Raw genomic sequence first — 22643 nt, 5'->3', positions numbered from 1 at the left:
GCGGAGGCGGTGGGATTTGAACCACGGTGACATCACTGCCACAGGCGGCCACCGGCCTGACCAAGACAGATCAGGGACCAGTGATCGCCTTGATCGTGTACGGGTACGACTCTTGCTGCCAGGTGGTCGTGAACACGGCCGTCGGACGCGCTGCGACCTGTGGCACGCGGCCGTCCGTCGTGAGCGTCTTCGCGCTGCCGAAGGTGCCGGAGCGGCTGACCAGCCGGGCGGTGGCCTTCGTGACGCTGTACGGCGGCGTGGAGATGGCCGTGGTGGTCTGCGACACCAGCATGCCGTCGCCGTCGTCGTCCAGAGCGAGGTCGGGGCGGTCGCCGGCGCCCAGCGACGTGATGGCGCCGAGGGTGCCGCCGGCGGAGAGTTTGCGGCCGTACAGCTCGCGCTTGCCGGCGTTGTTGCGGACCCACACGATCATCGAGTCGCCGTCCAGGTCCGTACCGAGGGTGTGGTGGAAGTCCACGTTCTCCGCGGATGTCGAGATACGCAGCGGGTTCGACAGCGTGCCGGTGTGGCTCCAGCGCGAGGCCCAGACCTGCGAGCGATCGCCGCCGCCGGAGTGGTAACTGATCACCGCGTCGCCGTCCCGGTCCACGCCGACCCGAACCATGCCGAAGCCGCCGTACGCCGCGATCGGCGTGGTGAGTACCTTCGCCGTGGAGATCGAGGTCGCGGTCATCCGCTTGGCCACCACCTCGGAGCCGCGTACCCAGGCGACGACGAACTGACCATTGCGGTCCACGCCGATGGCCGGCGGCTCCGCCGAGCCCGAGCCGAGTGTGTGCACCGCGCCAAGCGTGCCGTCGAGCTTCAGCCGACGGGCCACCGCGTACCAGCTGCCGTCGCGGATCTCCGTCCACGCCACCATCGAGCTGCCGCCGGGCGTCACGGCGACCGAGGGCGTGGTTGCGGGCGACCCGGGAGTGGAGAGCATCTGCAGCGAGCCGACGAGGCTGCCGGAGGACGCGACCCGGCGGCCGACGACGGTGCTGTCCTGCTGCCACACCACCGACGAGTCGCCGGTGTCATCGGAGTCGGCCCGCACCCAGCTGATGGCGCGGCCGTCCGGGGACAGGGTGCGGGTCGCACCCAGGGTGCCGTTTGCGTACTTCACCCGGGTCTGTACACGGAAGTAGGAGCTGTTCGCATTGTCCATGGCTGCCCAGGCGAGCAGTGCATCGCCGGAACGGTCGATGGAGACCTGGGGGTCGTCCTGGCCGGACCAGCCGGACGCGGTGACATTCCACGCGGACGTCCACGCGGCGCCGGCGTTCACTACGAGCGTCGCGGTGAGCGCGATTCCGACCACGGTCGCCACGGCGCCTGCGCCGATGAGGCGGCGCTTTACCGAACGCCGGTGACGTGCTGCCTGAGGTGCCACTCTTGTATCCCTTCCAGGGCTGCCATGGCCTCCACGGCAGCGGGGCAGTCCCATGCGACTGCTCGGTAGGTACAGCGGCGTTGCGTGCGCATACGTCACATGAGCAACACAGGTCCCCTGCCCTGATTACCTGAGTACCTGTAGCCGGGCCGATGCGGATCCGCCCAGCAGGCGTATGCGCTGGAACAGTTCGTCAGGAGCACCGTGGGCCTCGAGACGGGTGGGAGCGGTGGCGGGCCGGCCAGGTCCCCTGCCCCGTCACGGTCGGCGGCCATCGCCACGACCGAGGCCACGAAGAACCCGACCGGTACCGGACAAACGATGCCCGCGCGACGCGCGGACCTGCCCCAGCGAGAGGCTTCCGGCACCACCGCCTCCGGCGCGATCATGGCCCCCTGGAACCGGATCACGGACCGATCCGTTTGTCGCTCCGGGTACTGACTCACAGGCCGTGAAAGGGGCACGCCATGCGGCTGCGCTGCGCTGTACTGGACGACTTTCAGAAGGTGGCGGTCGAAGTCGCCGACTGGACACTCGTCGCGGACGACGTGGAGGTCGTCGTCTTCGACCGGCACATCGAGGGCGAGGACGCCCTGGCCGCGGCCCTGGCCGGCTTCGACATCGTGGTGACCCTGCGCGAGCGCGTGCCGTTCCCCGGCTCGCTGATCGCCCGGCTGCCCCGGCTGAAACTGCTCGTCGCCTCCGGCATGCGGAACTCCGTCATCGACTACGCGGTCGCCGAGGCGCACGGCGTCACGGTGTGCGGCACGGCCAGTTCCTCCACGCCGCCCGTCGAACTGACCTGGGCGCTGTTGCTCGGCCTCGCCCGGGGCATCGTCGAGGAGAGCAGCGCCCTGCGCTCCGGTGGCCCCTGGCAGAGCACCGTCGGTGCCGATCTGTACGGTCGGCGGCTCGGGTTGCTCGGCCTGGGGAAGATCGGCAGCCGGGTCGCTCAGGTCGGGCTCGCCTTCGGCATGCACGTGAGCGCCTGGAGTCAGAACCTCGCCCGCGAGCGCACCGACGAGATCGGCGTCGAGCTCGCCCCCTCCAAGGAGGACCTCCTCGCGAGCAGCGACTTCGTCTCGGTCCACCTCGCGCTGAGCGACCGCACCCGCGGCCTGCTCGGCCCCGCCGAACTCGCCCTCCTGAAACCGGCCGCGTACTTGGTCAACACCTCACGCGCGGCCATCATCGATCAGGAGGCCCTCCTCGCCGCTCTGCACGAGGGCCGGATCGCCGGCGTCGGCGTCGACGTCTTCGACATCGAGCCCCTGCCCGCCGATCACCCGATGCGCACGGCCCCTCGCCTCCTCGCCACCCCGCACCTCGGCTACGTCTCCCGGGCCAACTACGCGACGTACTACGGCCAGGCGGTCGAGAACATCCAGGCGTTTCTGGCCGGTTCGCCGATACGGCTCCTGGCACAGTGAGGTGTGTGTGCCGCCCGGGAACCGTCCTGCACGGTGGTCATGGCGCCTGTGTCGGCGGCGGCTGCGACCGCAAGTCACCGCGGTGAGCGCCCACAGGTCTCGCCGTGCCCGTTCGCGTGCCGCGCGTACGCAGCCGCGACCGTACCCGGCTCGTTCGGACTACGCGTACCGGTAGATCCGGCTCTGGTCCTCCATCTGGGCCGGCGTGACGTCCCACGGCGGCATCTTCTGATTCCGCGCGACGACTCGGCCGCGTTGAGCGTCGCCCCGGGCCAGCGGCTTGGCGGGGAGATAGCGGGCGCCTTGGTGCCGCCGCTGCCAGCGGAGCCAGAGAAGGTCCACAAAGGCGTGATGCATCCAGAACACGGGGTCGTTGACCGATGCGCCACCCATCATGTGGCCGCCGACCCAACGGTGGACCCGGTTGTGGGTGCGCCACGAAGCGGAGCCCCGCCCGGGCCCCCACCCTTCGATCTTGTTGCGGAACCCTTTGGCCGACCCGGAGTGCCACGGTGCCGTGTCGTAGACGGGGTCTTTGAGGGCCGCCTCCAGGTCCTTGGCCGTCGGCAGCGCGATCGGATCCCGGGGACGGCCCAGCTCACGCGTGAGGAACTCGGTGTCCGTGACTCCCACCTTGATCGTCCACTTGCCGTTGCGGTGGGCGAAGGGGCCGGACATCACCTGCCGGTCGGAACGCCGCCCGGTGCCGCCGAGCAGGTCGTCGGTCCACGGTACGGCCGTCCGCTTGCGGTCGCGCGTCCAGTCCCAGTACGGCAGGGTCACCGAATCGTCCACGCGCCGCAGCGCGCTCTCCAGGTCCAGCAGGAATTTGCGGTGCCAGGGCAGGAAGGATGGCGCCATGTGGGCGGCGCGCAGGCCGGCCTCCCCGTCGGGGGTGAAGTACTCGATGTGCGTACGCACGAAGTCGTCGTACTCACCGCGCCGTTTGAGCTCCAGCAGCGCGTTGACGAACCGGCGCCGTTCGGACCGGGTGAGTGTGCTGACGTCCTTACGCGTGTACACCACGGCGATGCTCCCCCTCGGCGTGCTTGTTCCGGTTCACCGTATGGCTGTCCTCCATGCGACTGTGCCGCTCACCCATCGTGACCAGCCGTGCGTCGGGGCCGAGTTCGTCGACGGCTGCGCGCGCGGCGGCGAGCGGAGTCGCGTACGACTGATAGTGGTCGACCATGCTCATCCAGCTGCCGTCGGCCCGGCGCATCAAGTGCAACGGCCGCCCGTCCACGGTGACGTGCCACTCGCTCGGCCCGCCCTCCCCGGGCCGCCCGGCGTCATGTCTGACGCCTGCGATGCGGCGTCCCCGATACGTCTCGTCGAAGCGCTCCTCGCCGCCGGCCGGTCCCGGCCCCTTCTCGTCCGCTCCCGACTCGCTCGGGGTTGTCCCGGACGCCGCCAGTACCGGTGCGAGCGCCACCGAGAACGCCGATGCGCACAGCCCCCACAGCACCCGGCGTCGCACCGTGGTCCTGGCCGCGTGGGCGGGCGACGGCGCAGGGTGCGCGGAGCCGGATGCCACAGGGGTGACCGTCGCGGGCGCCTCGGGGCGCGCTGGTTGTGGCCGAAGTGGTTTGCCGGTTCGCAATGCCTGCCTCTTCCTCGCCCTGAATAGGGCGGTCCACATGACACACGCTCGACGGGCCACTCGCCTGCGCGACGTGATCGGCCCGGGGTTCCCTCTCAGCCCTGCGCCCGCGGTCCGCATGCCTGCGGTGACTCGGACCACCAGGGGGAATTGCTACACCGCTTACAACGAGCCCTCGCGCGAGCGGAAACCGTGCTCGCCGAAGATTGCGCCGCCCCACGCGGAAGGTCACCCGAATGAAGGGCACGTCATATCCGTTCCTCATCCCGCATCAGCACGCAGGGGAAAGGCACGGTTGCGGCCATCAGCAGGCGAGTTGAGGACCGGCATCCGGTCGGCTGCGCTCGGCGCCAGGCGGTCCAACGGCGGCCGGGGCGAGGCGTGAGCGCTCGCCGCCGGACAGCAGGAGTCGGCTCAAAGCCACCGTCGGCCCCTGGTTGGCCGTTGGGTCCGGAACCGGCTCGGGTGCCGGACGTCACGCGTCCGGCACCCGGAAGGGATTAACCGCTACCGACGGGACAAGGCCCGTCCTCGCCGGTAGAGGATGACGCCACCCGCCAGCAGGACCGCCGCTGCGCCCGAGGCCGCGATCATCTCCCCACCTCCGGTGTCGGGGAGGGAGGGGCGGTCCGTCGGAGGCTTGGTGTGCGGGGGAGTCGAGGGCTCCGGCGTGGACGGCGTGTCACCGTACCCGTCGTCGTCGCCGTAGCCGGGCTCCTCGTGGCCATAGCCGTCGTCACCGTAGCCAGGCTTCTCGTGGCCGTAACCGTCGTCACCGTAGCCGGGCTTCTCGTGGCCGTAACCGTCATCGCCGTAGCCGGGCTTCTCGTGGCCGTAGCCGGGCTTCTCGTGGCCGTAACCGTCGTCGCCGTAGCCGGGCTTCTCGTGGCCGTAGCCGGGCTTCTCGTGGCCATAGCCGGGCTTCTCGTGGCCATAGCCGTCGTCGCCGTAGCTGGGCTTCTCGTGGCCGTAGCCCGGTTCCTCGTCGCCGTAACCGCCGTCGTCGTCCCCGTAACCGCTGTCCTCGGACGCCGAGGGCTTCACCTGCGTCGGCAGCGGGCTAGGAGACTGCGTGGCACCGGGGCCGTCCGGCTCCTCCGGCTCCTCACTGCCGTAAGAACCCTCGGCCTCAGCGCCGTCCTCGTCCCCACTCACGACGGCGACGCTCTCGTCGTCACCCTCGTCGTCGCCACGCTCGTCGTCGCCACGCTCGTCGTCGCCGTAGTCGCTGTCCTGGGACGACGCCGAGGGCTTCACCTCGGCCGGCAGCGTGCTGGGAGACTGCGCGGACGTCGTCGCAGCGGAGCCGTCCGGCTCCTCCGACCCTTCACTGCCGTAAGAACCTTCGGCCTCAGCGCCGTCCTCGTCCCCGCTCACGGCAGCGACGCGGCTGCTGCCGTCCGTGTCATCGCTGTCGTCGACAGCGGATGCGGCGGCCGACTGCTTGTCCTTCAGCGTGGCCAGGGCGTGCTCGACCGCCGCGTCGGCGCGGCTCTTGTGCTCGTCCAAGCCGTCGATGCGAGCGGTGTCGGGGGCATCGTTCGACCCCTGTGTGGTGGTGCCGCTGGTGCAGCCGTTCCCGGAGGAGGGGCCATTCACGGCTGCCTCACCGGAGGAGTTGCCGCAGGCTTGGGTGAGGGCCTCGCCATGCGAGTCCGCCAACGCCGGAATGCCGTACAGGGGCAGAAAGCTCGTCGCGGCCGCAGCCACAACCAGCCCCTTGCTCAGTTTCTTTCGCATCGTCGTCTTCCTGCTCAGGAAAGAGGAAAGGGGAACAGCCGACCCTGGCCCAGAGGAGGAAAGCGTCAGGGTAGGCCCGTGCCGCAGCCATTCAGCCGACGCGTCAACGGCTCTTCACCACTGACGGACCGGCAGCTGCTGCGGGAATCCGGTACAGGTGCACCGAGAAATCGATTAGGGAGCGGCTGGGCGAGTTCCGGATCACCGAGCTATGTGCCACGGCGTACGGAATTCGTCAGCGTTTCCCTCTCTTCTTGCGGCGGGGGCCCGGGGAGGCTTCTCTCCTCCCGTAGTTTCTCCTCCGCCTGATTTTCTGGCTGGTCCAGTGGTGGGATGCGGTGAAGTGCCAGTACCGACAGCCCGAGCACCGGTAGATGCGGTCAGGGGTTTTCTCCAAAAATGACTGCTTGACCAGCCAGACCCTCGCCTCGGATTTGGTACGGAACGACGCTTTCCGTGTATCCGGGCATCGCGGCAAGATGATCATACCACTCACACGCCCTCAATATGCGATTCACAACGCCCTTCAACTGAAGGGCGGAACCGATGGTGCATCCGCAGGAATGGTGCATCAAGCGGGTGACACTCTTACGGACCAACGGTCTTCAAACTTCGTCCGTACGGCCCCTATTTGAAAGATGATGCGAGGGTGCGTTAATCGGATGACAGAAGCTCGCCCGGCCCGCGGTTCACGGATTCCCCGGCCGCCTTAAAAGGCGGCCATCGGGAAGGACGGTCGCCTCCGGCACTTCATGTGATTGACGCAATGGAACGGAAAGCGCCCCTCCCTCCGTCAATGAGGATGCTCACCTCATCCGCCCGTCAGGGAGAGACGCTTTCAGGTCGGGCTCCATCCCGAGGAATCGAGATGAGGCCCCTGACCGCCGAACGGTATTCGAACGATCAACCCCCGGCCCCAGTGGACTCAGGCCGTTCAGACAGCCGCGTCGATGAGGTCCGCGAGCTCCACCGTGACCGTGGCCGTAGCGGTGTTGGTGTTGGTGTTGGTGTTGGTGTTCGTGTTGTTGTTCTCGTTAACGATGACAATGGAGTCTTCGGAGCCGTTGTCGTCGTTGTCGCAGGCGGCGCTGGCAGCGGAGGCGGAACCCGCGAGGAGGGCCACCGCAGCGAGGGTCGACGCAGCTCCGCGCTTCATGGTCATGCGCATTATTGTCTCCGTTCCTTTTTCTTCCCCGTTGGAAGAACGAAACCGATATTGCCGCGACACCGGAGACCGCACAACTTGAAAGGCCTCTGAGCCCCGAACTTCACTCATATGGCCCTGTGCTGCAGCTGCTGTTGGTGCTCGAGCACTCAGGCCGGCCGACGGAAACGGCCGCACCGCAACGGCGAATCACACGAATAAACCAAGAGGACCGACCGCCACAGGCGACCGGTCTCTGAGGACACATCGAATTACCCTGGAACCACTCGGGGGCGACGGTAAACGAAATGCGCGGCTCGAGGCCGCGCATTCGCTTAGCTTGCCACCGTTCGAGAGGAGCTCCTCTTCTTCGGCGGATGAGGATGTGACCCCATCCGCCAGTCAGAGAGGAACGCTGTAGGTCGAGCCACGATCCCCGAGAGAATCGAATGGCCGTTGAACTGGACTCGAACGATCACCAGCCGACTGCATTGGGCTCAGCCCAGTGTTACAGGACCGCCAGCAGGAAGCCCAGGAGGCTCGGGTCCGAGGCGCTCTGCGCCGCAGCCGGAGCGGCCGCGGGGGCGGCAGCGGGAGCGGGAGCGACGTCGGCCTCGTCGAGGAGCTCGATCGAGGCGGTGGCCGTCGCCGTGTTGTCGTTGTCGTTGCTGTTCGAGTTGGTGTTCTCGTTCTCGTTGACGATGACGATGCCCGGCTCGTCGTCGTAGTCGTTGGCGCTGGCAACCGAGGCGGAACCCGCGAGAAGGGCAACGGCAGCGAGAGCCGACGCGGCCCCGCGCTTCACGTTCGTGCGCATTGATATCTCCGTTCTGTGTCTTCCAGGCTGGAAGGACGAAACCAGTATTGCCTCAACTCCGGGGCACGCTCCACTTGGAATGCGCGTATACCCGGAACTTCATCCACATGGCCCTCTGAGGCAGATCATATGAATGCGGAATTCCCAGGTCGCGACGGGTCGCTCAGCCCTTCGGAGTAATGACACACCGGTTAACCGACAGAGTTGGACCACGCCCTCATCCCTCGACCGATCGCGCGGCCGGTCGTGCGCCACGGTGACAGTGCTGCCGATACGCCTGACGTACATCGGACTTGAGGACCGTCTCGACGTGATCTTGTGCCGGTGAAGGCTGGTGACGCTCGGAGGGTGTGGGGAGCTGCCGCGCCGGCAGTCACCGGTGAGGCGCTCCTGCGGCTGAAACTGGGGCGGGGTACGCCGACTTGGGCGTGGACGAGGATGGGCCGCCCGGTCGGTCGTTGCCGCCGGACTGTATACGACAGGATTCGCCACACCTGAGACATGGGGACCGGCCAGCTGGAAGGGCGCGGTCCTCTCATGGCGGCCGGCCCTGCCTCACGGCCGCTCGGGCGGTTGACGCACCGCTGGACGGTGGTGCGCTGCCTGGGGGCCTCGCGGTCGAATGCCGGTGGCCTGCTGCCCGGCTTCCCCGGCGAAGCCGGTGTCCGGCGGGGGGCGGGACCGTTCGCGGCGCGCCGGGGGTACACACGGACGGCCATCGCGTAAGTCGAAGCGGGTGCATCGCCGGCCTGTCCGGCGGTGAGGCCGAACCGGCCTGTCCGGCGGTGGGGACGAAGACGAGGGGCGGCAGTTGCCGTCGGCTGCGCGGTGGGTCTCAGTGGTCGGTCCACCGCGGGACCGGCGCAGGGGGCAGTCGTCCGGCTCGTCGGCCGGGGCCCGTTCGACGGGCCCCGGCCACGCGTCGGTGAGCCCGTGCGGTGTTGGAGCACCTGGGGGCCGGTTCAGGTCCTCGTCGGCGTCGGCCTGGGCCGTCACCGAGGAGGACCCGCTCGCATCGACCACCTCACGGCGGTCCTGCCATCGGCCGCATGGCGCCGGCGGTCCTGGACTGTACCTGAGTGCCGGTGACGGCCGTCGCCCACTCAAGCCTTGGGGATCGCCGAGTGGGCGGCAGCGGTGTCGTCAGAGGACTGCCGGAGAGGAGCTACGTCAGCCGCAGATCTGGAAGCTCTCACCATCGGTCTTCAGCGTTGCGCAGACCGGGGCCCTGGGCGCGGTGACCGTGACGCTTTCCTCGACGCCCGCCTTGACGGTCTTCTCCACCTTCGCGAGTTCCATGTCGCCCGAGGTGATGCGGACACTGACGGTCCGCGCCTGGTCGCAGGTCACGCTGACCGTGAACTGCTTGGTCAGGTTGTTGGTGACCGCGTGGCTGCCGACGCTGCAGGGAAAGGGCTCCTGAGGAGCGGCCTGCGCGGGCGCGGCAGCGATGAGCGGTGCTGAAGCCAGCAGCGCGGTGGCCGCACAACGGAGCATGCGAGGAGGCATTGGTTCTCCAGGGTGTTCAATTCGGCCGACCGCACGGGCGGCCGGCCGCTCGATCTCGGCGCGAAATGTTCCTTAAGCGCCTTTGGCGGGAAGATCCGACCACGCTCGGTACGAGCTCTGCAACACGCGAACCCCGCAGATCCGCCACTCGGGTGACGGGCGTTCGAGATCCCAGGGCCGGACGTCGTCGCTCCGCGAGCTGAAGCTGCCGAAGACCCCGGCGCATGACGCGTGGAGGGCCGAAGGAACCGGCCACGCCGGCACCAGCCGCTCGACGGAGGCCTGAGAACTCCCGCACTGGCCAAGGGGTGAAAGGCCCCCTAGGACACCACGTCCTTACGGGCGAAACCGCGGAAGGCCAGGGCGAACAGCACGAGCGCGTATGTCACGGAGAGCGCCGTGCCCTGGATCATGTCCGTCCACTGGAGCTGAGGCTGGACCGCGTCGAGCCACGCATACTGCCAGTGCGCGGGCAGGAAGTCCCGCCAGTCCCCGAGGGCCGTCACCTCGTCGAGGACGTTTCCGATGATGGTCAGGAACACCGCACCGCCGACGGCGCCGAGAGGCGCGTCGGTTCTGGTCGACAGCCAGAACGCCAGCCCGGCGGTGACGAGTTGGGAGACGAGGACGTACGCCACGACGATCACCAGGCGCTGCGCGGCGGTGCCGGAGGGCAGTGAGCCTCCGGTGGGGAGCTGCAACGGGCCCCAGCCGTAAGCGGCCGTCCCGACGGCAAGGGCGACGACCGGCAACAGCACGAGGGCGGCAAGGCTGAGGCCGAGTGCGACGACGAGTTTGGACCACAGCAGGCGTGCTCGGGGCACCGGCGCCGCGAGGAGGTAGCGCAGGGAGGACCAGCTCGCCTCCGCTGCGACCGTGTCCCCGAAGAACAGCGCCACGGGGACGACGAGCAGGAAACCGGCGGAGGCGAAGAGGTTCACGGCGGCGAAGTTGGCGCCGGACGCCGTGGCCGAGTCCATGAGGTTCACCCGGCCGTTGTCCTGGTCCGGCTCACCACCGATCTGGAAGGCGATGAGCAGGACGAACGGCAGGGCGAACATGATCGCCCCCATGACAAGGGTGCGCCGTCGCTTCACCTGCCTGACCAGCTCCACCCGCAGGGGCAGCGTGCGGCCCGCGCGGTAGCCGGACGCGACCTGAGGGGGACCGGCCACGACGCTGCTCATGCTTCAGCTCCGATCAGAGTGAGGAAGGCGTCCTCGAGGCGCCGGTGGGGGCCTACGGACTCCACGGCGACCTGCAGCTGTACCAGCCCGGCGACCAGGCGTGCCGGGGTTCCGCCTGCGTCGAGGCGGACGAGGAGTCCTTCGTCGGTGCGCACGGCCGAGGCGACGCCCGGCAGTGCCCCGACCTTCTCGACGAGGGGCACGTCCAGGGGGGTGGCCGTGCCCACCAGCAGCGTGTCCCCCGAGCCGATGATCTCCGTCACCGGGCCCGCCTGGACGAGCCGCCCGTGGTCCATCACCACCAGGTGGGTGCAGGTCTGTTCGACCTCGGCCAGCAGATGGCTGGAGACGATGACCGTGCGGCCGGCCGCCGCGTACCGGATCATGACCTCGCGCATCTCGCGGATCTGAGGGGGGTCCAGGCCGTTGGTGGGCTCGTCGAGAATGAGCAGGTCCGGCAGGCCCAGCATGGCCTGGGCGATGGCGAGGCGCTGACGCATCCCCTGGGAGTAGGTTCGGACCGGGCGGGCGAGGGCATCGCCGAGGCCCGCGATCTGCAGCGCTCCGTCCAGGTGCGCGTCCTCGGGCGGGCGGCCGGTGGCGCACCAGTACAGTTCGAGGTTCTCGCGGCCGGAGAGATGCGGCAGGAAGCCCGCGCCCTCGACGAAGGCGCCGACCCGCGACAGCACGGGGGTGCCCGGCCGGATCGCGTGGCCGAAGACGCGGATCTCGCCGCCGTCGGGCTTGATGAGGCCCATCAGCATGCGCAGGGTCGTTGTCTTGCCCGCACCGTTGGGGCCGAGGAGACCCAGTACCTGGCCCTTCTCCACGCGGAAGGACAGGTCCTTGACCGCGTAACGGTCCGTCGACCCGGCGTATCGCTTGGACAGGTCCGTGATCTGCAGCGGCACTTCGGCCAGCGCGGGGTCGGGGGCGGGCGCTACCGTGCGGCGCCGTCCGCTCAGCAGCAGCGCCAGTGCGACGACCGCACCGGCCGGCGGCATCCACCACACCCAGGCGGGCAGCGGGCCCGCACCGCCGGTCCGGCCGAGGGGCATCGGCACCTCGAGCTCGCTCTTGAGGGAGACGGTGTACGTCGCCGGAGTCGTCGGTGAGGCGTAGGCGAGGTCGGTCGAGGCGAGGACCAGGCGGAGCCGGTGACCTTCGGCCACCTCGTGATCGACGGCCGGGAGGGTGACGCTCACGTCCTTGCCTGCCTTCGCGCCCTCCACTCTGAGGGGCGTGACGAGTTGCGAGGGCAGTACCGGCCGGGTGCCGTCGCGGCCGACGTCGTACAGCTTCGCGAAGAGCACGGCGTCGTCGCTGGTCGAGGTCACGCGCACCGTCACGGTCGGCGAGCCGGTGATCTGCGCGTTCTTGCGGAACGGTGCCGACTCGAATGCGGCGAACTGGCCCGGGAAGTCGAGGGTCGCCCCGATGCCGAGCGAGGACAGCTGGGACAGGCCGCCCGCGCTGCCGAGGCCGGGCAGGGAGGAGACGCCGGGCGGGCTGGCACCGGCCGGGTTGTCGAAGCGCTGCTCGCGCCCGGTGAGGGTGACGGAGTGCCGGCCGCTCGTGAGGCCGGGGTAGGTGTCCTCGGCCACTCCGGTCAGCCTGGGACTGCCGTCGCCGGTGCCGGTGCCGACGGTGCGCGTGACCCGGAAGGCGGGGCCCGTGCCGGCGCCCTTCTCGTCCTTGAGGTAGCGGTCGAACCACGTCTGTACCCGGGCCCGGACGCGGCTGGTCTCGGTGTCGCCGCCGTCGTGACCGCCGGCGATCCAGTCGACGTCGACGGGGGCACCGCCCTCGCGGATCGTCTTCGCCGCCGCATCGGCCTGGTTCAGCGGGAAGAGGGAGTCGGTCCGGCCCTGCACGAGGAGGGTGGGCACCTTGATGCGGTCACCGACGGCGGTGGGTGAGCGTTGCTCCAGCAGTTCGCGCGCCTCGGCGTCCGGCTTCCCTGACGCGGCGACGCGTTCGTACATCCGGCACAGCACGGGCTCGAGCCTCCGGCAGCCGCCACCGGTGTTGACGAAGACGCCGGCCCACAGCTTCTTGAACACGCCGTTCGGGAACAGCGCGTCCGCGAGGTTCCAGTACGTGATCGACGGGGCGATGGCGTCCACCCGGTCGTCGTGGCCCGCCGCCAGCAGCGCGACGGCGCCGCCGTAGGAGGCTCCCGCCATGCCCACGCGCGGGTCGCCGGGCCTGTCGAGCTCGACCTGGGGCTGCTCGGCCAGCCAGTCGATGAGCTTCGAGACGTCGGCCACCTCGCCCTCGGGGTCGTTCAGCCCGATCTTCCCCGTGGACCGTCCGAAGCCGCGCGCCGACCAGGTCATCACCGCGTACCCGTCGCGGCTGAGGTCCTCCGCCTGCTGCCGCACGTCGTCCTTGCTGCCGCCGAAGCCGTGCCCGAGCAGGACGGCGGGGCGGCGGCCACCCGAACCCGCGGTGAAGTACGAGGTGTCGATGCGTACCCCTTCGCCCACGGTCATGAGCCGGTCGGCGCGGTGCACCGGGGGCGGGTCGTCGGAGGCGACGGCCGACGTCACCGTCCATGTACCCGCACCGGCGAGCAGGACGGTGGCGGACGCGGCAGCGATGAACCGTCGCCGTCGCCGTGACCACAGTCCCCGCAGTCCGGGCAGTCGAGGATTCATGCGTCAACGGTAAGGGCTCGATCCGTCGGCAAGTTGTCGACCGGAGAGCGAACCCCGACCCCTCCCCAAGGAGTACGGCTTCTGTGCGCGTACTGCAGGCGTGGTAGGGGGCCGCCTTCTTGAGCGGCTGTCAGGCGGAGTGGGGGCTCCGCTCCGCCCGCTGCGCCCCCCGGAGAGCCGACCGTAACGCTCACGTCCCGTCAGGCCGGGTCGGCGTCCGATGCCGCGTGCGCAACCGACAAGGCCAGGAGGACCTGTTGGTGATCTGTAAGCCCTTAGTGGCCAATAGGGATCAACTGGACTAATACCGCATTGTACTGACCAACGGCCAGGTCATCCTCGACATAGCGTCACCCAACACGTCAGGAAGGCCCTTCAGGATGCGCGAAATCTTCACCGCCCGACGGCGGATCGTCGCAGCGATCTCCGCTGTGGCCGCGGCGGCCGCCATCGGGAGCGGTACCGCTCTGCCCGCCGGAGCCACCCCCTCTGCAGGAAGGATTCTGCAAGAGGGCTCCGCCAACGCGGTCGAGAACAGCTACATCGTCGTACTGAAAGAGTCCGCCGGGTTCAGGGCGAACTCCACGAAAGGCGAAGATCTGGCAGCCAAGTACGGCGCCACCGTGGACTGGACCTACGACGCCGTACTCAACGGCTTCGCGGCCCGTATCAGCGCCTCCGGAGCGAGGAGTTTGGCGGAGGACCCGGCCGTCGAGTTCGTCGAGCAGGACCGGATGGTCCACCTCGAGGCCACCCAGTACAACCCCCCGTGGGGCCTGGACCGCATCGACCAGCCCCGGCTCCCGCGTGACCTGACGTACTCCTACCCGGATACGGCGGGCAAGTCCGCGACCGTGTACGTGATCGACACGGGAGTGCGCATCACTCACACCGAGTTCGCAGGACGCGCCAGATACGGCTACGACTTCGTCGACCGTGACACCACCGCCTCTGACGGCAACGGGCACGGAACACACGTCGCCACCACGGTCGCCGGCAAGACCTACGGCGTGGCGAAGCAGTCCAAGATCGTGTCGGTGCGCGTGCTGGACAACAACGGGGCCGGCACCCTCTCCGGTGTCATCGCGGGCGTCGACTGGGTCACGGTGCGTCGCGTCCGGCCCGCCGTCGCCAACATGTCGCTGGGCGCAGGCGTCAGCACGTCGCTGGACACCGCGGTGAGGAACTCCATCGCCTCCGGTGTGACCTACGCGGTGGCCGCCGGCAACTCGAACACGGACGCCACCTCCTTCTCACCCGCCCGGGTGGGTGCTGCCCTCACGGTGGGGGCCAGCACCTTGACGGACAGCAGAGCCAGTTTCTCGAACTACGGTGCCCGGCTCGACATGTTCGCGCCCGGCTCCCTGATCACAGCCGGCTGGAACACCAGCGACACGGCGACGGCCACGCTCTCCGGCACCTCCATGGCGACCCCCCATGTCGCGGGAGCCGCGGCCGTCTACCTCACCTCGCACCCCAGCGCCGGTCCGGCGACCGTGCACAGCGCCCTGGTGAACGGGGCCACACCCGGAGTCCTCAACAACGTCGGGCCCGGTTCGCCCAACAGGCTTCTCAGACTCGTGCCCTAGCTGATCGATTCCAGAGATCAGGTGTCGAAGGCGGTCCGTGAGTACGGGCCGGGTCCGGTGTGGCCTTCGCGCCTGACTGCTTGACTGCCTGACTGCTTGACGGGAGTTCAGTGGTTGCGCGGGAAGCCCAGGTCGACGCCCGCCGGGGCGTCGGCCGGGTCCGGCCAGCGGGTGGTGACGACCTTGCCGCGGGTGTAGAAGTGCGTGCCGTCGTTGCCGTAGATGTGGTGGTCGCCGAAGAGCGAGTCCTTCCAGCCGCCGAAGCTGTGGTAGCCGACGGGGACCGGGATCGGGACGTTCACGCCGACCATGCCGGCCTCGACCTCCAGCTGGAAGCGGCGGGCCGCGCCGCCGTCCCGGGTGAAGATCGCGGTGCCGTTGCCGAACGGCGAGGCGTTGATGAGGTCCAGGGCCTCCTCGTACGTCTCGGCGCGCAGCACGGTCAGCACCGGGCCGAAGATCTCGTCCTGGTAGGCCTTCGCGGACGTGGGCACCCTGTCGAGCAGCGAGATGCCGATCCAGTGGCCGTCCTCGAAGCCGTCGACGGTGAAGCCGGTGCCGTCCAGGACGACCTCGCAGCCCTCGGCGGCCGCGCCCTCCACGTAGGAGGCGACCTTGTCGCGGTGGACCTTGGTGATCAGCGGGCCCATCTCGGACGTCGGGTCGTCGCCGGGGCCGATCTTGATCTTCTCGGCGCGCTCGCGGATCTTCTCCACGAGCTCGTCGCCGATCGCGCCGACCGCCACGACCGCGGAGATGGCCATGCACCGCTCGCCCGCGGAGCCGTAGGCGGCGCTGACCGCCGCGTCGGCGGCTGCGTCGAGGTCGGCGTCCGGGAGGACCAGCATGTGGTTCTTGGCGCCGCCCAGGGCCTGGACGCGCTTGCCGTTGGCGGAGGCGGTGGTGTGGATGTAGCGGGCGATCGGGGTGGAGCCGACGAAGGAGACGGCCTTGACGTCCGGGTGCTCCAGGAGGCGGTCCACGGCCACCTTGTCGCCGTGGACGACGTTGAAGACACCGTCGGGCAGACCCGCCTCGGCGAGCAGCTCGGCGATCTTGACGGACGCCGACGGGTCCTTCTCGGACGGCTTCAGCACGAACGTGTTGCCGCACGCGATGGCGATGGGGAACATCCACATCGGCACCATCGCCGGGAAGTTGAACGGCGTGATGCCCGCGACGACGCCGAGCGGCTGGCGGATGGAGGACACGTCGACGCGGCTGGCGACCTGCGTGGACAGCTCGCCCTTGAGCTGCACGCTGATGCCGCAGGCCAGGTCGACGATCTCCAGGCCGCGGGCGACCTCGCCGAGGGCGTCGGAGTGGACCTTGCCGTGCTCGGCGGTGATCAGCTCCGCGATCGCGTCCCGGTTGGCGTCCAGCAGGGCGCGGAACGTGAACAGGATCGAGGTGCGCTGGGCCAGCGAGGACTGGCCCCAGGTCAGGTAGGCCTCCTTGGCGGCGGCGACCGCGGCGTCCACCTCGTCGACCGAGGCGAATGCGACCTTCGTCGTCACCTCGCCGGTCGCCGGGTTGGTCACCGGCCCGTACGTGCCCGAGGCGCCTTCGACGGTCTTGCCGCCGATCCAGTGGTTGACGATCTTCGTCATGGCCGGGAACTCCTTCACAGATGGCGGCGTCGGGTGGAGACGTGCCGTTCGTACAGCTCACGTGCCTTGACCGCGGACGGCCGTGTCGCGGTCTCGGCCACGGGTACATCCCACCAGGCCTGCGCGGGAGGCGCGCCCGACACTGTGTCTGCCGTTTGGGTCTCGACGTAGACACATGTGGGAGTGTCGGCCGCCCGGGCCTCGGCGAGGGCCTCCCGCAGGTCCCGGACGGTCTTCGCGCGCAGGACGCGCATGCCGAGGCTGGCCGCGTTGGCGGCGAGGTCGACGGGCAGCGGCGCCCCGGTGTACGAGCCGTCCTCGGCCGGGAAGCGGTAGGCGGTGCCGAACCGCTCACCGCCCACCGACTCGGACAGACCGCCGATCGAGGCGTAGCCGTGGTTCTGGATGATCAGGACCTTGATCGCGATGCCCTCCTGCACGGCCGTCACCAGCTCCGTGGGCATCATCAGGTACGTGCCGTCGCCGACCAGCGCCCATACGGGCCGGTCCGGGGCGGCCATCTTCACGCCGATGGCGGCCGGTATCTCGTAGCCCATGCAGGAGTAGCCGTACTCCAGGTGGTACTGGTCGCGCGACCGGGTCCGCCACAGTTTGTGCAGGTCGCCGGGGAGGGAGCCGGCGGCGTTGATCAGGATGTCCGACGGGTCGGCGATCTCGTCCAGGGCGCCGAGGATCTGGGGCTGGGTCGGGCGGGTGTCGGGTTCGTCCACCTCGTAGCAGGCGTCGACACGCTGCTCCCAGCGCTCCTTGTCGTCGGTGTACTCGGTGGCGTACGGGCCGGCGACCCGGTGCGCGTGCACCCGGAGGGCGTCGGTGAGCTCCTGCAGACCGCTGCGGGCGTCCGCGACCAGCGGCTGACCGGCCAGCTTGTGACCGTCGAAGGGCGCGATGTTGAGGTTGAGGAAGCGCACGCCGGGGTTGCCGAACAGCGTGCCGGAGGCGGTGGTGAAGTCGGTGTAGCGGGTGCCGACGCCGATCACCAGGTCGGCGGTGCGGGCGAGTTCGTTCGCGGTGGCGGTGCCGGTGTGGCCGACGCCGCCGACGTCCTGGGGGTGGTCGTGGCGCAGGGAGCCCTTGCCGGCCTGGGTGGAGGCGACCGGGATGCCGGTGGCCCGGGCGAACTCGTCGAGGGCCTCCTCGGCGCGGCTGTGGTGGACGCCGCCGCCCGCGATGACCAGGGGCCGCTGGGGCGCCCGGATCGTCCGCACCGCCTCGGCGAGTTCGGCCGGGTCGGCGCCGGGCCGCCGTACGGTCCAGACGCGCTCGGCGAAGAACTCCTCGGGCCAGTCGTACGCCTCGGCCTGCACGTCCTGGGGCAGGGCGAGGGTGACGGCGCCGGTCCCGACGGGGTCGGTGAGGACGCGCATCGCGTTCAGCACCGAGGGGATCAGGGCCTCGGGCCGGGTGATCCGGTCGAAGTACTTCGACACCGGGCGCAGGCAGTCGTTGACCGACACGTCGCCCGCGTACGGCACTTCGAGCTGCTGGAGGACCGGGTCGGCGGGGCGGGTCGCGAAGACGTCGCCGGGCAGGAGCAGCACCGGGAGGTGGTTGACGGTGGCGAGGGCCGCCCCGGTGACGAGGTTGGTCGCGCCCGGGCCGATGGACGTCGTCACCGCGTGGGTGGACAGGCGGCCGCACTGGCGGGCGTAGCCGACCGCCGCGTGCACCATGGCCTGCTCGTTGCGGCCCTGGTGGTAGGGCATCTCCTCGGCGTGCTCCAGGAGCGCCTGGCCGATGCCGGCGACGTTGCCGTGGCCGAAGATGCCCCAGGTGGCGCCGATGAGCCGCTGTCGGACGCCGTCGCGTTCGGTGTACTGGGCCGAAAGGAAGCGCACGAGCGCCTGTGCGACTGTCAGTCGCGTCGTCGAGGTCATCGGTGTCCCTCCCTCTGGGTGGTCACGGATACGCGACGGTCACCGCGAACGTTCACACGGCTGAGCGGCGTGCGCCTTGTGCGGTGCACCTCCGAGGTGCGCCTTGTGCGGGAGACCTCCGGCGCGGGGCCGTAGCGGGCGGGGAGTTGTCGCTCGCACTTCGCTCCTGCCAAAGCAAAGCGGCGTCCCGCGCCGGAGGCGATCTGGGCCCGGGACCTGCCCGGGAGAGGGAACGGCCGGACTTCCGCGCCGCCCGGAGGAAGGGCCTGCGGGACCTGCGGGCCGCCCGGAAGGGAGATCTGCCGGACCTCCGCGCCGCCGCCCGGGAGAGGGAACCCTCGGGCTTCGGTGCGGTCGGCCGTGGTGGAGGCGTGAGTGGTCATGCGGCGGCCCTCACAGCAGTCCGACGGCGGTGTCCACGGCGGCGGCCACATCGCCGTCCGCCGGATACAGCAGCGAACGGCCGACCACCAGCCCGCGCACGGTGGGCAGTTGCAGGGCGCCGCGCCACTTCTCGTACGCCCCGTCCTGGTCGTCCCCGACCTCCCCGCCGAGCAGCACGGCGGGCAGGGTGGAGGCCGCCATGACCTCGGCCATGTCGTCGGGGTTCTCGGTGACCGGCACCTTCAGCCAGGTGTAGGCGGAGGTGCCGCCCAGACCCGAGGCGATGGCGATCGACTTGGTGACGGCTTCGGCGGAGAGGTCGTTGCCGACCTTGCCCTCGGGGGTGCGGCGGCTGAGGAACGGCTCGACGAAGACGGGGAGCCTCCGGGCGGCCATGTCGTCGATCGCGCGGGCGGTGGACTCCATCGTGGTGAGGGAGCCCGGGTCGTCGTAGTCGATGCGCAGGAGCAGTTTGCCGGCGTCGAAGCGGAGGCGCTCGATGTCCTCGGGGCGGTGGCCGGTGAAGCGGTCGTCGAGTTCGAAGCTGGCGCCCTGCAGCCCACCGCGGTTCATCGAGCCGAGGACGACCTTGTCGTCCAGCGCGCCGAGCAGGAGCAGGTCGTCGAGGATGTCCGCGGTGGCGAGGACGCCGTCGACGCCCGGGCGGGACAGGGCCAGGCAGAGGCGTTCGAGGAGGTCGGCGCGGTTGGCCATGGCCATGCTGCGGCTGCCGACCCCGAGGGCGCCACGGGCCGGGTGGTCGGCGGCGACGACCATGAGGCGGCCGTTGCCGTTCAGCAGCGGCCGGCGGGTGCGGCGGGCGGCGGCCTCGGCGATCGCCTCCGGGCGGTGGCAGCGCAGGTGGACGAGTTCGGAGATGTTCACGCTCACTGGACGGCCCCCGCGGTGACGGCCGCCTCGATCTCGTCCGGGGTGGGCATCGCCGAGGAGCACTCCAGGCGGGAGGCGACGATGGCGCCGGCGGCGTTGGCGTGCCGCATGGTCTTCTCCAGGTCCCACCCGGCCAGCAGGCCGTGGACGAGACAGCCGCCGAAGGCGTCTCCGGCGCCGAGTCCGTTGAGGACGTTCACCGGCAGCGGCGGGACCTCGGCGCTCTCACCGGCGCTGTTCACCGCGAGGACGCCCTTGGGACCCTGCTTGACGACGGCGAGTGCGACGCCGGCGTCCAGGAGGGCCCGGGCGGCGGCGTGCGGTTCGCGTACGCCCGTGGCCACCTCCACCTCGTCGAGGTTGCCGACGGCGACGGTGGTGTGGCGCAGGGCCTCGGCGTAGAAGGGGCGGGCCGTGTCGGGGTCGGTCCAGAACATCGGACGCCAGTCGAGGTCGAAGACGGTCGTGCCGGCCTTGGCGCGGTGGGCGAGGGCCGCGAGGGTCGCCGTGCGGCTGGGCTCCTCGCTCAGACCCGTGCCCGTGACCCAGAAGACGCGGGCGTCACGGAGGGCGTCGAGGTCGAGTTCGTGGGCGTCGATCTCCAGGTCGGGGGCCTTGGGCCGGCGGTAGAAGTACAGCGGGAAGTCGTCCGGCGGGAAGACCTCGCAGAAGGTGACCGGGGTGGGCAGGCCGGGCACCGGGGTGACCCAGCGGTCGTCCACGCCGAAGTCCCGCAGGGCCTGGTGGAGGTAGGTGCCGAAGGGATCGTCGCCGGTGCGGGTGATCACGGCCGTCCGCCGTCCCAGACGGGCCGCCGCGACCGCGACGTTGCTCGCGGAGCCGCCGAGGAACTTGCCGAAGGACGTGACCTGCGGCAGCGGGACGCCGGTCTGGAGCGGATACAGGTCCACTCCGATCCGCCCCATGGTGATCAGGTCGTACGTCATCGGTGTCCCCTCGATGCTCGGCTCTCCCCGGCTTTCTAGCCCCCTCTCGAAGCCCTGTCAATGTTTTGTCCAGACATTCGGACCAGATCATGACAGCGCTTTCCGTCTGTGGCCGTCCGTCTGTCACGTCCGCTGTGCGCTCTCCGGCGTCCGTATCCAGGGCCGCACCCGGGTCCGCGTTGGTGCCCTCACAGTTCCGTAGTCTTCAGCCCCGCGCCCCCGCCCGCCTCTCCGGACGGCCGGGCACCGGCGTGTACGGCGTCAAGGCACCCCGCCGCCCGTCCCGCGGGCATCTTTGCCCCGGCTATGTCACAAACGCCCCTCTTCTGTCACACATGTCGCGTGTACGCGGGTCTTCCGTCACACCCGGCCCACAGGGCCTGCCCCGTCTCGCCGGGCGTCGTTGACCGGACACAGGCTTGTTGATCGCCAGCGCAGTGCCCGGCTCCCTCGGACGGCCGCCCACGGTCGCCGCCGTGGTGCGCGCGGGGAGGTGCACGTCATGACCGACCGGAGACTCTGGTCCTACAAGGAGATCGCAGCGCACATCCGGGTGCAGCCGGACACCGTGCGGTCCTACCGCAAACACGGGCTGCTGCCCCCGCCCGACCACGTCGAGGGCGGCAAGCCCTACTGGTACGCCGACACGGTCCGGGCCTGGGTCGCCTCCCGGCCCGGCAACCGCGGCCGAAGAGCGGACTGACCACCTAGCCCGGCCCCGTCCCCGTGCCCCGCCCTCGCGTGGGGCACGGCCGTCCACCGGTGCGTCAGCTCCACGGCTCGATGACCGTGACTCCCGCTCCCGGTGCCGTGCCCATCGCCGCCAGCGCGGCCGGGGCGTCGTCCAGCGCGATCGTCGACGTCACCAGCAGGTCGGGGCGCAGCACACCGTCGCGGACCAGCTCCAGCATCGGCGGGTAGCTGTGCGCGGCCATGCCGTGGCTGCCGAGCAGTTCGAGCTCGAGGGCGATCGCGCGGGCCATCGGCACAGGTGTGGTGCCGTCCGGCGAGGGCAGCAGGCCGACCTGGACGTGGCGGCCGCGGCGGCGCAGGCCGTTCACCGAGGCGGCGCAGGTGACGGGTGAGCCCAGGGCGTCGAGGGAGAGGTGGGCACCGCCGCCCGTCAGGTCCCGGACGGCCACCGCGGTGTCGGGCACGGACATGGCGTCCAGGCACCGCGCCGCCCCGAACGTGCGCGCCAGGTCCAGGGCGGCGGCCGACACGTCGACGGCCACGACCCGCGCGCCCGACGCCGCCGCGATCATCACCGCCGAGAGGCCGACCCCGCCGCACCCGTGGACCGCCACCCACTCCCCCGCCGCGACCCGGCCCTGGTGCACCACCGCCCGGTAGGCAGTGGCGAACCGGCAGCCGAGCGAGGCCGCCGTCGCGTAGGACAGCTCCCCGGGGAGTGCCACGAGGTTGACGTCGGCGTGGTCCAGCGCCACGTACTGGGCGAAGGACCCCCAGTGGGTGAAGCCGGGCTGGGTCTGGCGCTCGCACACCTGGTGGGCTCCCGCCGCGCAGGACGGGCATGTGCCGCAGGCGCAGATGAACGGCACGGTGACCCGGTCGCCGGGCCGCCACCGGGTCACCCGGGCGCCCGCCGCCTCGACGACCCCGGCGAGTTCGTGCCCGGGGACGTGGGGCAGTGTGATGTCCGGGTCGTGGCCCTGCCAGCCGTGCCAGTCGCTGCGGCACAGCCCCGTGGCCTCCACCCGCACGACGACTCCGTGCTCCGCGGGCTCGGGATCCGCCACGTCCCGCACTTCGGCCGGCTCCCCGTACCGCTCGAACACCACGGCCCGCATGACCTGCCCGCCTTCCGTTCGTACCCG

17 protein-coding genes and 1 pseudogene are annotated in these 22643 nt (G+C 70.2%); 3 read left to right on the top strand and 15 right to left on the bottom strand.

Annotation, left to right across the window (positions count from 1 at the left end):
* Positions 1–70 precede the first annotated feature (70 nt).
* Positions 71–1333 (bottom strand): hypothetical protein, encoded by a 1263-nt coding sequence (locus ACFZDI_RS17870; protein ID WP_391251555.1) that lies wholly within the window; start codon positions 1331–1333, stop codon positions 71–73.
* A gap of 530 nt (positions 1334–1863) precedes the next feature.
* Between ACFZDI_RS17870 and ACFZDI_RS17865 the strand changes: the two genes are divergently transcribed.
* Positions 1864–2826, top strand: a complete 963-nt coding sequence (locus ACFZDI_RS17865) for an NAD(P)-dependent oxidoreductase (protein ID WP_391251553.1) — start codon at positions 1864–1866, stop codon at positions 2824–2826.
* A 159-nt stretch (positions 2827–2985) separates the two neighbouring features.
* On the opposite strand, the gene ACFZDI_RS17860 is transcribed toward ACFZDI_RS17865, so the two are convergent.
* From ACFZDI_RS17860 to ACFZDI_RS17825, 8 genes are all read right to left on the bottom strand, one after another.
* Complete coding sequence (locus tag ACFZDI_RS17860) at positions 2986–3852, bottom strand: tyrosinase family protein (protein WP_234847439.1); 867 nt, start codon at positions 3850–3852, stop codon at positions 2986–2988.
* Positions 3836–4363, bottom strand: coding sequence for a tyrosinase family oxidase copper chaperone (locus ACFZDI_RS17855; protein ID WP_391251551.1), 528 nt, complete (start codon positions 4361–4363; stop codon positions 3836–3838). The genes ACFZDI_RS17860 and ACFZDI_RS17855 overlap by 17 nt, the downstream gene beginning before the upstream one ends.
* A 573-nt stretch (positions 4364–4936) precedes the next feature.
* On the bottom strand, positions 4937–6169 hold the full coding sequence (locus tag ACFZDI_RS17850) for an LPXTG cell wall anchor domain-containing protein (RefSeq protein WP_391251549.1): 1233 nt from the start codon (positions 6167–6169) through the stop codon (positions 4937–4939).
* A gap of 934 nt (positions 6170–7103) precedes the next feature.
* On the bottom strand, positions 7104–7331 hold the full coding sequence (locus ACFZDI_RS17845) for a hypothetical protein (RefSeq protein ID WP_391251547.1): 228 nt from the start codon (positions 7329–7331) through the stop codon (positions 7104–7106).
* Positions 7332–7821: 490 nt separating this feature from the next.
* Entirely contained in the window at positions 7822–8130 is a 309-nt protein-coding gene (locus ACFZDI_RS17840; RefSeq protein WP_391251545.1) for a hypothetical protein, read from the bottom strand.
* A gap of 1170 nt (positions 8131–9300) precedes the next feature.
* Positions 9301–9639, bottom strand: coding sequence for a hypothetical protein (locus tag ACFZDI_RS17835; protein ID WP_391251543.1), 339 nt, complete (start codon positions 9637–9639; stop codon positions 9301–9303).
* 320 nt (positions 9640–9959) lie between these two features.
* Positions 9960–10826 (bottom strand): ABC transporter permease subunit, encoded by an 867-nt coding sequence (locus ACFZDI_RS17830; protein WP_391251541.1) that lies wholly within the window; start codon positions 10824–10826, stop codon positions 9960–9962.
* The gene (locus ACFZDI_RS17825) at positions 10823–13486 is read right to left on the bottom strand and encodes a CocE/NonD family hydrolase (protein ID WP_391251539.1); all 2664 of its coding nucleotides are present in this window, start codon (positions 13484–13486) and stop codon (positions 10823–10825) included. The genes ACFZDI_RS17830 and ACFZDI_RS17825 overlap by 4 nt, the downstream gene beginning before the upstream one ends.
* Before the next feature lie 380 nt (positions 13487–13866).
* Here ACFZDI_RS17825 and ACFZDI_RS17820 point away from each other — a divergent pair, with 380 nt between their 5' ends.
* Positions 13867–15075 (top strand): S8 family peptidase, encoded by a 1209-nt coding sequence (locus tag ACFZDI_RS17820; protein ID WP_234847431.1) that lies wholly within the window; start codon positions 13867–13869, stop codon positions 15073–15075.
* Between the two features lie 107 nt (positions 15076–15182).
* Here the strand turns inward: ACFZDI_RS17820 and mmsA are convergent, their stop codons facing one another.
* The 5 genes and pseudogenes from mmsA to iolC form a co-directional block, all read right to left on the bottom strand.
* Positions 15183–16685, bottom strand: a complete 1503-nt coding sequence (gene mmsA, locus ACFZDI_RS17815; RefSeq protein ID WP_391251536.1) for a CoA-acylating methylmalonate-semialdehyde dehydrogenase — start codon at positions 16683–16685, stop codon at positions 15183–15185.
* Positions 16686–16699: 14 nt separating this feature from the next.
* The gene (iolD, locus tag ACFZDI_RS17810; protein WP_391251535.1) at positions 16700–18583 is read right to left on the bottom strand and encodes a 3D-(3,5/4)-trihydroxycyclohexane-1,2-dione acylhydrolase (decyclizing); all 1884 of its coding nucleotides are present in this window, start codon (positions 18581–18583) and stop codon (positions 16700–16702) included.
* Positions 18584–18696: 113 nt separating this feature from the next.
* Positions 18697–18810 (bottom strand): annotated as a pseudogene (locus tag ACFZDI_RS17805) (5-deoxy-glucuronate isomerase); the annotation flags it as partial.
* A gap of 166 nt (positions 18811–18976) precedes the next feature.
* Positions 18977–19858, bottom strand: a complete 882-nt coding sequence (locus ACFZDI_RS17800) for a deoxyribose-phosphate aldolase (protein WP_391251532.1) — start codon at positions 19856–19858, stop codon at positions 18977–18979.
* On the bottom strand, positions 19855–20805 hold the full coding sequence (iolC, locus tag ACFZDI_RS17795; protein WP_391251530.1) for a 5-dehydro-2-deoxygluconokinase: 951 nt from the start codon (positions 20803–20805) through the stop codon (positions 19855–19857). Before iolC ends, ACFZDI_RS17800 begins: the two co-directional genes overlap by 4 nt.
* Before the next feature lie 502 nt (positions 20806–21307).
* Here iolC and ACFZDI_RS17790 point away from each other — a divergent pair.
* Positions 21308–21508, top strand: a complete 201-nt coding sequence (locus tag ACFZDI_RS17790) for an AlpA family transcriptional regulator (protein ID WP_234847426.1) — start codon at positions 21308–21310, stop codon at positions 21506–21508.
* A 64-nt stretch (positions 21509–21572) separates the two neighbouring features.
* Here the strand turns inward: ACFZDI_RS17790 and ACFZDI_RS17785 are convergent, their stop codons facing one another.
* Entirely contained in the window at positions 21573–22616 is a 1044-nt protein-coding gene (locus tag ACFZDI_RS17785; protein ID WP_391251527.1) for an alcohol dehydrogenase catalytic domain-containing protein, read from the bottom strand.
* Between the last annotated feature and the right edge of the window lie 27 nt (positions 22617–22643).

Source organism: Streptomyces sp. NPDC007907, from assembly GCF_042959365.1.
GTDB classification, from domain to species: Bacteria; Actinomycetota; Actinomycetes; order Streptomycetales; family Streptomycetaceae; genus Streptomyces; species Streptomyces indiaensis.
The sequence above is the reverse complement of the archived record's forward strand: the minus strand, read 5'-3'. Positions and strand labels throughout refer to the sequence as shown.